Annotated in this window: 13 protein-coding genes; 8 read left to right on the top strand and 5 right to left on the bottom strand. The window is 61.5% G+C overall.

The features are described from left to right. Window positions 1-287: 287 nt before the first annotated feature. A complete protein-coding gene (locus tag B2696_RS01850) occupies window positions 288-1,298 on the bottom strand; it encodes an acyl-CoA thioesterase (RefSeq protein WP_075731306.1) in 1,011 nt (336 codons plus the stop codon). Window positions 1,299-1,332: 34 nt separating this feature from the next. Here B2696_RS01850 and B2696_RS01845 point away from each other — a divergent pair, with 34 nt between their 5' ends. The 3 genes from B2696_RS01845 to purM are packed head-to-tail and all read left to right on the top strand — an operon-like array spanning window position 1,333 to window position 4,324. Continuing rightward, window positions 1,333-1,737 carry a sterol carrier family protein gene (locus B2696_RS01845; RefSeq protein WP_075730509.1) on the top strand — a complete coding sequence of 135 codons (405 nt, stop codon included), beginning with the start codon at window positions 1,333-1,335 and terminating at the stop codon, window positions 1,735-1,737. Window positions 1,738-1,747: 10 nt separating this feature from the next. After that, window positions 1,748-3,262, top strand: a complete 1,515-nt coding sequence (gene purF, locus B2696_RS01840) for an amidophosphoribosyltransferase (RefSeq protein ID WP_075730508.1) — start codon at window positions 1,748-1,750, stop codon at window positions 3,260-3,262. Window positions 3,263-3,271: 9 nt separating this feature from the next. Continuing rightward, the gene (gene purM / locus B2696_RS01835; protein ID WP_075730507.1) at window positions 3,272-4,324 is read left to right on the top strand and encodes a phosphoribosylformylglycinamidine cyclo-ligase; all 1,053 of its coding nucleotides are present in this window, start codon (window positions 3,272-3,274) and stop codon (window positions 4,322-4,324) included. 264 nt (window positions 4,325-4,588) lie between these two features. Here purM and B2696_RS01830 read toward each other — a convergent pair whose 3' ends face one another. Together B2696_RS01830 and B2696_RS01825 are read right to left on the bottom strand one after the other, a co-directional pair. Then, window positions 4,589-4,783, bottom strand: a complete 195-nt coding sequence (locus B2696_RS01830) for a DUF3073 domain-containing protein (RefSeq protein ID WP_075731304.1) — start codon at window positions 4,781-4,783, stop codon at window positions 4,589-4,591. Between the two features lie 140 nt (window positions 4,784-4,923). Next, a complete protein-coding gene (locus B2696_RS01825; RefSeq protein ID WP_286953675.1) occupies window positions 4,924-5,994 on the bottom strand; it encodes a YgfZ/GcvT domain-containing protein in 1,071 nt (356 codons plus the stop codon). 30 nt (window positions 5,995-6,024) lie between these two features. Here B2696_RS01825 and B2696_RS01820 point away from each other — a divergent pair, with 30 nt between their 5' ends. From B2696_RS01820 to B2696_RS01810, 3 genes are all read left to right on the top strand, one after another. Beyond that, window positions 6,025-6,900: an aminodeoxychorismate lyase gene (locus B2696_RS01820; protein WP_286953674.1), complete on the top strand. Its 876-nt coding sequence runs from the start codon at window positions 6,025-6,027 to the stop codon at window positions 6,898-6,900. A gap of 162 nt (window positions 6,901-7,062) precedes the next feature. Next, entirely contained in the window at window positions 7,063-7,695 is a 633-nt protein-coding gene (locus tag B2696_RS01815) for an HAD family hydrolase (protein ID WP_286953673.1), read from the top strand. A gap of 133 nt (window positions 7,696-7,828) precedes the next feature. Continuing rightward, on the top strand, window positions 7,829-8,587 hold the full coding sequence (locus tag B2696_RS01810; protein ID WP_286953676.1) for a sulfite exporter TauE/SafE family protein: 759 nt from the start codon (window positions 7,829-7,831) through the stop codon (window positions 8,585-8,587). Window positions 8,588-8,599: 12 nt separating this feature from the next. On the opposite strand, the gene B2696_RS01805 is transcribed toward B2696_RS01810, so the two are convergent. After that, entirely contained in the window at window positions 8,600-9,307 is a 708-nt protein-coding gene (locus B2696_RS01805) for an FABP family protein (RefSeq protein WP_286953671.1), read from the bottom strand. Between the two features lie 53 nt (window positions 9,308-9,360). On the opposite strand from B2696_RS01805, the gene B2696_RS01800 reads away from it, so the two are divergent. Then, window positions 9,361-10,401 (top strand): diacylglycerol/lipid kinase family protein, encoded by a 1,041-nt coding sequence (locus B2696_RS01800; protein WP_286953670.1) that lies wholly within the window; start codon window positions 9,361-9,363, stop codon window positions 10,399-10,401. A gap of 51 nt (window positions 10,402-10,452) precedes the next feature. Here B2696_RS01800 and B2696_RS01795 read toward each other — a convergent pair whose 3' ends face one another. Continuing rightward, window positions 10,453-11,301: a DUF2993 domain-containing protein gene (locus B2696_RS01795; protein ID WP_286953668.1), complete on the bottom strand. Its 849-nt coding sequence runs from the start codon at window positions 11,299-11,301 to the stop codon at window positions 10,453-10,455. A 33-nt stretch (window positions 11,302-11,334) separates the two neighbouring features. On the opposite strand from B2696_RS01795, the gene mshD reads away from it, so the two are divergent. Beyond that, window positions 11,335-12,249 (top strand): mycothiol synthase, encoded by a 915-nt coding sequence (mshD, locus tag B2696_RS01790; protein ID WP_075730500.1) that lies wholly within the window; start codon window positions 11,335-11,337, stop codon window positions 12,247-12,249. Window positions 12,250-12,485: the final 236 nt, after the last annotated feature.

Here is a 12,485-nt window from a genome sequence, read left to right as displayed (position 1 = left end):
AGCCCATGACCGTCACGCTAAGACACCGCCCACCGGTGCGACAATCCCCAACCCGCACCAAGGCGGAGAACTGTGGATAACCCACCAGCGCCGGACGCAGTTATCCACAGCCGGGCCGCCTAGCCAGAACTTGGCAGTGCGGTAGCAAGGCCATCTGACCTATCCTGAAAGATCGGGCTCATGCAGAGACAAGCAATACTGATACAGCGACACCAGAAGAGCCGCTAAAGGTCAACTATGTGCAGTGAACACTCCCCTCGGGGCGCACGGAAGACCCCGCGGGAGCTCTAGTCCAAGTGCTGGTGCTGCGGCGCCACAACGAGGGGCTTAGGCGAGTACTTGCCGCGCAGGCTGCGCAGGATACCGGCGTGCTCCCACAGGCTCTTGTCCTCCTCGGTGCGGGGGGTGAACTGCCGGGCCGCCAAGGGCTGCCAGTCGTTGTCCATGGCCATATAAGCCACGGTGGCGTGAATAGCGGTGCGCAGGGACTCGCGTCCGCCGCGGGGATCACCTGCGCGGACGTGGATGGACATCTGCATAGAGCGGGCGTCGGTACGCATCATGCGGGCATCGACCTCGATGAGGTCGCCGATGGAAATCGGCTCGTAGAAGCGAATGCCGCCGGCGTAGACGGCGACGGTACGCTCGCCCGACCACTCCATCGTGCAGGCGGTGCCGGCCTCATCGATCCACTCCATGGCGGTTCCGCCGTGCACGTTGCCGCCCCAGTTAACGTCCGTGGGCTTGGCCAGGAAGCGGTTGATCATCCGCGGGGCATCGGAAGGGCCGTCGTAGGTTTGCTTTTCCATCTCTTTTTCAATGGCCTTGCGCAGCTGCACGCGGGACTCCGCAGCCTCCCAGACGCGACGCTGGTCATCGGTCTCGGGGCTAAAGGGAGGCACCTCGGTGGAGCGCCCGGTATCCGGGTCCATGGCCACGAAGATGACGAGGCAGTCGCAGGCGCGGGTGAAGATGCCGTCGCGCGGGTCGGCGGAGCGCACCTCGTTGACGATGTGCATGGAAGAGCGCCCGGTCATGGCGATGCGGGAGCGCACCTCGACGATGTGGCCGGAGGGGATGGGACGGGTGAAGTGGATATGGCCCACATAGGCCGTCACGCAGTATTTTCCTGACCACTGGACGGCGCAGGCATAGGCAGCCTGGTCGATCCACTCGAGGACTCGGCCGCCGCCGATGCCCTGGGCACCTGCGATGATCTGGTCGGTCGGCAGCGCCATGAAGCGCAAGACGATGGAGGGCGATTTCGCCTTATCGGCGGGCAACGTTGTAGGTGACATGGCTAAAAAGGTATCAGCAGCTAGGATGTGGGGCATGAAGAAGCCCGTTGATTCCGCTCTTACGCGGGCCGCAGTCCTCGCGATAGGGGAGTGGATAGCCGCCCCAGATTCGGTAGAAAAGCCAGCTAGAGCCGCGCTTGGCGATGCCGTCCGTCGCACCGCCCGCTCCCTCGAAGCCGACGCTCCGGGCCACTCGGTCGAGGTGCGCGTACCCCCATTTGTTGCGGTGCAGTGTATCGAGGGCCCGCGCCACACGCGCGGTACTCCGCCGAATGTGGTGGAGACGGATCCGCAGACGTGGCTGCAGCTGGCTACCGGATACCTCAGTTGGCACGAGGCCGTCTCCAGCGGCCGGGTAGACGCTTCAGGTTCGCGCGCGGATGAGGTCGCGGCATGGCTGCCGGTCATTCCGTTAGTTTCCACGGGGCACAACCGCTAGTATTAGCGCCGTGGTAGCCGTACAAACACCAAGTATTGCCAATCTTGATGATCATAACGAGACCGAACCCCGTGAGGAGTGTGGCGTCTTCGGCGTCTGGGCTCCGGGGGAGGAAGTCTCCAAACTAACCTACTTTGGTCTTTTCGCCCTGCAGCACCGCGGGCAAGAAGCCGCCGGAATCGCCGTCGGCGATGACGAGCATATCGTCGTATTCAAGGACATGGGCCTCGTGGCCAATATCTTCGACGAATCCATTCTGGCCTCCCTGCAGGGCAATGTCGCGGTTGGGCACACGCGCTATTCCACTGCGGGTGGCAAAGAATGGTCAAACGTGCAGCCCATGTTCGGCACCTCGCCCAACGGCGTTGATATCGCCTTGGGACACAACGGTAACTTGGTGAATCACCAAGAGCTGCGCGAGGAGGCGGTGGAGCGCGGCTTCGTCAAAGCGCATGAAAAGTCAGTCTCCGACTCGATGTGTCTCTCCGTTTTGCTGGCGGGAGGAGTCGGGGAGGATGTCGATGTCTTTGAGGCTGCTCGCGAGCTTTTCCCCCGAGTCAAGGGAGCCTTTTGCCTGACATTTACGGATGGGCATACTCTCTATGCTGCTCGAGATCCCCACGGCGTACGCCCGCTGGTTCTTGGCAGGCTGCCCCAAGGCTGGGTCGTGGCCTCGGAGACCTGTGCACTCGATATCGTTGGCGCTCAGTTCATCCGCGAGGTCGAACCCGGCGAGCTCATCGCCATCGATGAGGCAGGCATCCGCTCGGAGCGCTTTGCACAGCCCACGCGTCATGGCTGCGTCTTCGAGTATGTCTACCTTGCCCGCCCGGATACCGATATCAAGGGCCGTTCGGTGAATGCTGTGCGGGTGGACATTGGGCGTCGCCTAGCGCGGCAGCACCCAGCCCCCGAGGCAGACCTGGTCATCCCTGTGCCGGAATCGGGCAACCCGGCGGCGGTAGGATATGCCCGGGAGTCTGGCATTACTTTTGCCCATGGGTTAGTAAAGAACGCCTATGTGGGACGCACCTTTATCCAGCCCACGCAGACGCTGCGCCAGCTGGGCATTCGCCTGAAACTCAACCCGCTGCGGGAAGTAATCGCCGGTAAGAAGCTTGTGGTCGTGGATGATTCCATCGTCCGCGGCAACACCCAGCGCGCGCTTATCCGCATGTTGCGGGAGGCAGGCGCGGCGGAAGTGCACGTGCGCATTGCCTCGCCGCCTGTGAAGTGGCCCTGCTTCTACGGCATCGACTTTGCTTCCCCCGGCGAGCTCATCGCCAACGCCAACCCCTCCGATGACCCCGAGGTGGTGCGCAAGACCATCTGTGATGCCATTGGCGCAGACTCCTTGGGCTTTATTTCCACCGATGAGATGGTCGCCGCCACCGAGCAACCGCGCAAAGAATTGTGCGCGGCGTGCTTTGATGGCAAGTACCCCCTGGGGCTTCCCGCCGATAATTCCAATGCCGAGGCCGTGCGCACGCTGCTCGGGCTTGAGGCTACTACCGAATCTAACTAAGGACTTTCCATGAGCGAGAACACCTACGCAGCAGCCGGCGTCAGCATCGAAGAGGGCGACCGCGCGGTAAGCCTCTTCGCCCCCCACGCCAAGCGCGCCACCCGTCCCGAGGTCATGGGCGGCCTCGGCGGCTTTGCCGGACTTTTCAAGCTGGGCGAGTACAAAGAGCCCATCCTGGCCGCCGGCTCCGATGGAGTGGGCACCAAGCTGGCCGTGGCCCAGGCCATGGACAAGCATGACACCATTGGCATCGACCTCGTTGCCATGTGCGTCGACGATCTCGTGGTCTGCGGAGCCGAGCCGCTCTTCTTGCAGGACTACATCGCCGTGGGCAAGGTAGTTCCGGAGAAGATCGCCGAGGTAGTCAAGGGCATCGCGGAAGGCTGCGTGCAAGCAGGCTGTGCCCTGTTGGGCGGGGAAACCGCCGAGCACCCCGGGGTGATGGGCGCCGATGAGTACGATGTCTCCGCCACCGCCGTCGGCGTGGTCGAGGCAGCCGATCTGCTGGGCCCAGACAAGGTGCGCAGCGGTGACGTGCTCATCGCCATGGGTTCTTCCGGACTGCACTCCAACGGCTACTCCCTGGCGCGTTACATTCTCCTCGAGCAGGCCGGTCTGCCGCTTGATGGCTACGTCGAGGAGCTGGGTCGCACCCTGGGTGAGGAAATGCTTGAGCCCACGCGCATCTACGCCAAGGACTGCCTGGCACTGACCGCAGAATGCGGCGTCTCCACCTTCTGCCACGTCACCGGCGGCGGGCTGGCGGGCAACCTAGAGCGCGTCATCCCGGAGGGCCTAGTGGCGCAGGTCAACCGTTCCTCCTGGAAGCCGGGGCAGATTTTCAAGACCATCTCCTCGGTGGGCAAGGTCAAGCTCTCCGAGATGGAGAAGACCTTCAACATGGGCGTCGGCATGATCGCCATTGTCTCGCCGGAGGACCGCGACCGCGCACTGGCAATGCTGACCGCCCGCCACCTGGATGCCTGGGAACTGGGCACCGTGCGCGAGGCAGAGGGTGAAGAGCCCCGCGTCATCATGCAGGGCGAGCACGCCAACTTCTAGGCAGGGAAGTTCGCGTTAAACCCGCCTATTGCACTTGAGGCCCACCTCGCGCACTTCAAGCGCAATGTGGGTCCTATCTTTCTTACTGGCTCAGACTAGGGGAGCTACAGCTGGTGCCGTGCCGGCGTGGAGCCTTAGGTAGTCATGACTAAAGGGCCTCAGAAACCCGCCTTGAGGCGGCCTCTGTGGCCCTTTAGTCATGACTAAAGGGCCTCAGAAACCCGCCTTGAGGCGGCCTCTGTGGCCCTCATGTGAAGAAACAGGTTAGCGCTTCTCCTCATTGTCATCAGCCCATTCGTCGACATATTCGGCGTACGGGTCTTCCTCCTCGTGGTGGGAGTCGCTCTGCTGCTTGGAGGCAAGCTCTTTCTGAAGCGAATCCAAATCCATATCGGGCGAATTGTACTTTAGCTGGCGTGCAACTTTGGTCTGCTTTGCCTTTGCGCGTCCGCGTCCCATGTGCATGACCCCCTCTATGTGAGTAGGGCATCCAGGGATTCTTGGACGCCCCATCGGCTTATCTGATGTGTATCTTCCTGTAAGACACAATAGCCTGTGTGACGAAAAAATTCCGCACTACCCCCTCGAACTGGGCAAAACTACCGCCCACGCAGCCGATCTACGGCGGCGCGCCCGGCTTTCGGACCTTCATCGCTCGGTACGGAATCCGGATCGAGCGATGCGGCGACATCGCCGATGTGCAGCTGCGGATTGCTGAGAGCAGAGCGTTTAACCAACGCGAGCGCGATAGGGCCCCACTCGAAGTCTTGGACGATGGTGCCAACGCGCCCCACTTGGCGGGTGCCAAGCTCTACCGGATCGCCGATTGCGGGAAGGCTAGGCGCCGAGCCATCCAGGTTTAACAGGACAAGTACCCGTGGGGAGCGGCCCAAGTTTTCTACCCGGGCCACCGTTTCTTGGCCGCGGTAGCAGCCCTTTTCCAAGTGAACGAAGGCGGGGGATTGTCCGCGGGCTATCCACTGGGGGACCTCGTGGGCAATGGCCTTGTTATCAAGATCTGCGGCTAGCTCCGGCTCGCGTGCACGCACGCGCTCGGCGGTATAAGCCATCAGCCCGACGAGGCGGCCCCCAGCCGCCTCGAGCTCGCTCACCGCCTCCACGAGGTTCGCTCGCGGTACGGCGATATCGCTGCGCGGGATACCCAGCCAGTCCACCTCGCGCGAGAACACCGCCGTGGCAGGTATGGGGAGCTCGTCATTCTTCTGCGGTCCTAGAAGGGTAATGAGCGCGAGGTCGGCCTCCTCCACGGTCACCTTTGACCAAAAGATCATCTTGGTGAGGTAGTCCAGCAGGGAATCGAACTGCCCGGCAGGTACATCGAGGTAGAAAGTACCCTCGTGCAGGGTGAGATCCATCTGGTGGAGGATGTGGCCCTTGATATCGAAATCGAGGGCGCCGGCGCTGAATCCCTGCGGGACTGTATCGAGCTTCTGGGAGAGCAAGTTGTTGAGGAACTCGCCGGCATCCGGGCCCGCGACTGCGATGACGCGGCGCTGTGAGCGGTCGACGATGGCGGTGCCGTTGTGGGCGGCGCGCTGTTCGACGAGCGGATCCCCGTAATGCCAGGCAACCCCGGCGGCGTCGACGGCGGTTGCGCCTTGGTGCTCGGCGGCACCGGCGCGGCGAAGAAGTGGCGAAGAGTAACTCACGCCCACCGATGGTAGGGCATAATCGAACTTATGGAATTCACGCCGCGAAAAGAGCCGGTCATCTACGTGGTAGAACCCTATGGTGGCTCGATCCGCAAGCATTCCCCGTCGTTGCCACTCATCTTTGTTGATGATGCAGCAGTGACCCGGGGAGACGGCATTTTTGAGTCCCTGCTCGTGCGCGGGGGAAAAGCCGCAAACCTGGATCGGCACAAGGAACGCTTCGCGGCCTCGGCCCGCGCGATGGACTTGCCCGATCCCATGCTAAATAAATGGGAGCAGGCCACCGCGATGGCAATCGCGGATTACACGGGCACTGGCACCACAGGAGAACTCGTGGAAGCCAAGTGTACATGGACTTATACGCGGGGGCGGGCGTCGACAGGGCGTCCCTCCGCTTGGGTAGTGGTTGGCCCCATCGAGGAGAGCGTGCTCGAACAACGTGCTCACGGGGTAAAGGTAATGACCACCCCGCGGCTGTGGCAGGTGGCCCAAGAGTTGCCTGCTAAGACCCTCAACTACGCGGCCACAATGGCGACGCTGCGCCTGGCTCGCTCGCGGGGTTTTGAAGATGTCATCTTCATCGACCCCGATACCGGTCGCGTATTAGAGGGCGCCACCTCGACTGTGGTGGTGGTCAAGGGGGATAAGCTGCGCACCCCGGCTGCCCGGGGGATTCTGCCGGGAACTACCCAGGCGGCTCTGTTTGAAGCCGCCGCAGCGCAGGGTTTTCGCGCCAAGTCCAAGGAAATGACGGTGGACTACCTCAAGGGCGCGGACTCGGTATGGTTGGTCTCCTCGGTGCGCACCGCAGCCCGCGTTACCCAGGTGGATAAGATTGTACTGCCCGCGCCGAAAAATGAGGCCGAGCTTTGGCACCTCATTACGGAGGCGGCGGCGCACTAAGAAGCACATGTGGGCACGTTCCTTGACACAGCAAGGAACGCTGCGTCGAAGAACACAACTGAACACAACTGAATGCTACTGAACGCTACCGGTCGCAGTGTTCAAGGCAATAGGCTAGGGAGATGAGTAATAGCACCGCCGGAACCGATAGGACCTAAACGCATGACTGAATCAGTCACAGATCACCCTGATGCCTTCCTCTTCGATGTCTTCGGAGTTCTCATAAAGAGCCAGGGCAAGGCCCACGTCGAGCGCATCGAGCGCGAGCTGGGACAGCCCTGCAAGAACTCTAAGCTAATGGAGGTCTACAACGAGCTGCGCCCGGCCCTGGATGCAGGCAGGGTCAGCGAGATCAGCTATTGGAACCAGATCAAGCAGCGCGCGGGCCTCGATTTTCTGGATCCTGTTGAGGCGATCGAGGTCGACTATCGCGGGGTGGTCGATCTTCCCAACCGTGAGGTTATTGATTTCATGCTGGAGCTCAAGGACCACGGGCACACCGTGGGGATCCTCTCCAACATTCCACCGGGGCTCGCCCATGACCTGCGAGAGAAGCACTCCGTATGGTTGGACAGGCTCGACGCGGTGAACTTCTCCTACGAGATTGACGTCGCCAAGCCGGAACCGGAGGCTTTCCACCACGCCCTTGCATCTTTGGGGCGCAAAGCCAGCAGCGTCGTCTTCATCGACGACCACCTGGTCAACGTGGAGGCTGCTCGCAGGGAAGGGCTACACGCCATCCATTTCCAGGGCATTGATTCTCTGCGCAACGATCCACTTATCGACGCGCTGTGATGGCAGACCCGCTCATCTTACCTTTCATCGATGGCTTCCGAGAAGGCAGAGCCGGCGAAGACCACCGCGAATGGACTGGAGCCGGGTTATCGAGGGGCAGGGTGTGCCGGGATAATGGCAAGGCCTATCCTGAATCTCCGTGACCACCATCGCTCTTTCGCTTCTTCTATCCGTATTCGTCGGCGCCATCCTGCAACGTATCACCGGGCTTGGCGTCGGCCTAGTCACGGGCCCAGTGCTCACCACGGTTCTCGGCCCGCTTTCTGGCGTGACCATGGTCAACGGTTTGTCTACGATCAACGCGGTCAACAACGCCTGGTCCGTGCGCAAACGGACGGATTGGCATCGCTTTCGGGTGCTTGCAGGTGCCCTGCTGCTAGGTTCACTGCCCGCAGTCTGGGTCGTTCACGTACTCAACGGTCCCTGGCTGCTCATCGCCGTCGGCGCCTCGGTGCTGCTTGCACTAGGGATCTCACTTTTCCCGACTGAAAAGTTCCGCCTGGATGAGCACGCACGGATACCCATGATCATCTTCGGTGTGATTGGCGGATTCATGTCCACCGTCGCGGGCATCGCAGGGCCAGCCCTGACGGTCTATGCGCGGCTCTCCCGGTGGGATTACCGCGATTTCGTAGCGACCCTGCATCCGATTCTGCTCGTGGCCAATACTGTGTCTTTCCTGCTTAAGGTGTTCCTCATCGGCGGTCTAAACTTCGGCGGCACGCCGGTGTGGCTGTGGGCCGCCGCCGTTGCGATGATTTTCGTCGGAGCATGGTTCGGAGAGCGGATCAATGCGCGAATCTCCACCTCGATGGCCAAGCGCATTGCCACGCTTCTCGCCGCGGCCGGTGCCACCGTTGTGCTCGCTCGCGGAGTGACGGGCCTGCTCTGAGTCTTATGAAACCTAGCCAGCGACGCGGGTGAGCTCGGCGGACATATAGGGGCGCATCTCGCCTTCGACGAGGCGCTCATCAACCCAGCCCAGGTTGTTGTTGGGCATAAGCCCGTACATGCGCTTGCCCGGTCCGAGGTTCTTCGGCCCGGTCTCAGTGACCATGGTGGAGGCGGACTCGAGCTGCCAGGCGCGCTCGTTGAAAGGCTCGCCGTAGAATATCTCCACGACACCGTTCGACGAGGTATAGGTCATCTCGATCTCGTCCTTGGGGGAGATGCGCCAGAAGCCGGTCTCACGCACGTCGGGGCCGGTGGCCTTGCCCTCGGCGTCGATCCGCCAGGTGCGGGAACTAAAGGTGAGGTAGTTCTCGCCGTCGTGCGCGATGACCAGCTGCTGGCCAAAGGCATATTGCTCGCCGTCGGTATTGTGCGCCTGGCCTTCGCCCTGCCATACGCCTACTAGCGGCAGCAGGCCGAGGAGGCCATCGTGCAGCGACGGGCCCTGCCGGAGGTTGGCCGTGTCATCGGGGACAGGAACTTCTCCCAAATCAAGCGGCGGGAGGTTGCGGGAGGCGGCGTCTTTCCACGCCTCGGCGGCGCGGTTGACGGCCTCGTTTCCGTCGATCTTGGCCTCGCCCTGCGGCTGCTGCGCGGCGGGGGCGGGTTCAGAGGAGGCGGGGGTTTGTGCTGAAGTGTTTTCGTGATTGTTTTCGCTCATGGCGCCCCAGCCTAGTCGTGTCTTGGTCGAGATAACCACTAGGCTATGTCCCTGTGCGCGTACTTATGATTTCCAACCCAAACTCCACCAGTCAAACCGAGGAGCTCTTTCGGCGAATCGTGCCGCCCCTGCGCGCGGTACCAGGTCTTGAGCTGTTGGTGAAGTTCACGCACTTCGCCGGGCATGCGGAGCAGATGGTGCGGGGGCTAAGCCGCGCTGACTTCGACGTCATCCTCGCCGTGGGCGGGGATGGAACAGTCAATGAGATAGTCAATGGCCTGCTAGGCCCTGCCGCAGACGCCCCGGGTGTCGAGGCCGAGCGGCTGCCCGCGCTAGGAATTATCCCGACCGGTTCTGCCAATGTATTCGTGCGCGCGCTTGGTTTCCCCAACACGCCCATTGAGGCAACGCACGTGCTTACGCGGTTGTTGGAGCGCGATATCCGCCGCACCATCGCGCTGGGTACCTGGAATGAGAGGTGGTTTGTCGTCAACGCCGGCTTCGGGCTCGATGCGGATGTCTTGGCGCACGTCGACCGCGCCAGGGAGCAGGGCTTTGCCGCCACGCCCCTGCGCTATCTTTCGGTGTCTGTGCAGGCCTATCTCCGCGCGCGCATCAAGCCTCCGCGCATAAATGTCAAGGCGATAGGCCGCGATGGGGAAGTCCTAGTGGTCAACGAGGCCCCGCTCATCTTCACCTCGAATACCAACCCCTGGACCTTCCTCGGACCGCTGCCGGTTGTGACCAATCCGGGTAATTCTTTCGACGGGGGGCTGGGCCTTTTCGGGCTCAGTGATCTCGGCGGCATCCATGGGTTGGTGGGAATGGCCCACCTCATGGGCGTCGACCAGCGCCGCTGGCTCAACAAGATCACGCAGGCCCGCACCATCCACTTCGATGATGCCAAGGAGATAGAACTGACCTGCCCCCAGCCGGATCGTTTCCAGGCGGATGGGGAATCGGAGGGAGTGTTTACCAGCGTGCATTTGACGTCCGTGCCCAATGCCATTGAGGTTTATGCGCCGCGCAAGGCGAGCGAGCCCTATAAGCGCTCTGGGCGGGAGATCCTGCGGGACCTCATCCGCATCAAATAAAGCGCCAAAACCTAAGGCAAGTTTGGCGCGCTTGGCGAAGTCGCCTTTGTTTTAAGGCCGCGTACCAAAAACGGTCGGCCGCGACGGTGTCTGAGGGGCGACGCCGACTTTCTCAGCGGTGTCTTCGGCCTTCTGTTCGGCATCGGCGACGGCCTGTTCCTCGGAGCCCTCGATCTCCAACGGTGACAGTTGCACTGTGCTTAAGGTGAGGTCGCGCTTTTGCACCTCGAAAGAAATGGATCCGCCATGCAGCTTGACGGAGGTGGCCTGGGCGGGAAGCGGCAGCTGACGGGTGTCGAACTCGAGGGAAAAGGCCTTGTTGAGTCTTTCATTATCCTCGTCGTAGACCCGCATCTGGAACTCGGGGCCCACTAGGCGCAGGGTTACCTTGACCGTGGATTTACTCGAATCCCCTGGCAAGGTTCCGGTCAGCTCTGCCTCCGCGGAGGTACCGCCGGTGGGGGAAATGTTGTCGGGGTTGGCTATGGAAAGATCCGTGATTCCTAGCAGCCGGCCGAGCGCGACTCCGTCGAGGCTGATGCTGCGCGAGTAGGTGGAAACGGGCGCTCCCTGGAAGTCACCATGGAGAAGCTGTGTCGGTGTGAGGCTAATATCGCGCAGTGTGGTGGCGGCGTTGACCATGCCGAGCTTGGGCACCTCTACGTCCAAGGACTGCACCTCAATGAAGGGAACCTCGCCGGTGAAGAAGGCGGCGCTGAAGGGAACGCCTCCGACGAAGACGTTGGGGGAGTTCTCCAGCCGAGAATCCGCCTTGACCTCCTGGGCCAGCTTATGCTCGGTATGCATCGCGAGCCCCGAATCTATGGCCCAGGCGGCGACCACTGAGGCGACCGCGGCCAGCAGGGGGACTATCCTGCGGTCAATTTCAATGACACTCACCCCTCTATTCTTACAGGACGTATCCTGGGGCCCATGATTAGCAACGGCCATTCCATCGAGCACGTACAACTTCCTGGCGATCCTCAACGAGCCCAGCTGGTGGCTGCACTAGCTAAAGAGGCAGAGAACGAAGACAACATCGCTCCCTTCTCAGAGGAGTTCTTGAAGGGATTGAAGGATGCGCGCCTTGGCCATGAGCACTTCATCGTCGAGGATAGTTCAACGGTGGTGGGCTGCGGCGCCATTCACGGCGACAGCGCCGAGATGTTTATCGCGCCGCAGTACCGCGGGAAAGGTCTGGGAAGTGCGCTCTATGCGGCCTTGGTTGCCGCTAACCCCGCCGTGCAGGTGTGGGCACATGGCAACCTGGCGCCAGCGCAAGCAATCGCCGCGGCTCACGGGCTCAAGGTGGTGCGCCGCCTGCTCGTCATGGAGGTCTCTGGGGAGGCACTCGTGGCGGCTGCACAGGCGGATAAGGCCCCGCTTCCCGCCGCAAACCTGCGCGAGAGCACTAAGAAGTGGGGTAGGCAGGTGGTTGAGGAGCAGTGGCTCAAGGCCAATAACGAGGCCTTTTCCTGGCACCCTGAGCAAGGCGGCTGGGACTTAGAGCGCCTACATCGAGCCATGGAAGCGCCCTGGTTTGATCCGGAAGACGTGTTGTTCTTGTGGGACGAGGGGCCGCAGTTGGCGGGATTTCATTGGACCAAGTGGCATAGAGAGTCTAGCCCCGCCTTCGGAGAGGTCTATGTCATCGGCTTGGCGGACTCCTATCGTGGTAAGAAGCTCGGGGGACCGCTGCTGACGTTGGGCCTTCACCACCTGGTAGACAAGGGCGCGCACAAGGTGATCCTCTACGTGGAGGCTGATAATGCACCGGCGGTAAAGATCTACGAGCGTTTGGGCTTTGAAATTGCGGAACAGCACTGTGTTTGGGCGCGAGGTGATTAGTTTCACGGCGGAACCGAGTGCAAGTTCATTATTTGTTTACCTGATCCACCCTGTGCGGTTAACCGGCCGCTATTAGATTCTCTCCCTGTGAGTTAACCGTGCTTGTTGGCTGCCTCCTGAAAAATGGTTGAGGGAAGGCGATGAACAAGCGGCTGTAGGACCCCACAGCGGTATTGGAGCAGATGCACGTCCAGTATTCGGTTCGCTCGACTAATCTGTCTCTTTATTGAACCGGA

The sequence above is a fragment of the Corynebacterium sp. UBA4397 genome (genome assembly GCF_002390965.1).
Classification (GTDB): domain Bacteria; phylum Actinomycetota; class Actinomycetes; order Mycobacteriales; family Mycobacteriaceae; genus Corynebacterium; species Corynebacterium flavescens.
Note: the sequence above shows the minus strand (reverse complement) of the source record. Positions and strands in the feature narration are given on the sequence as shown.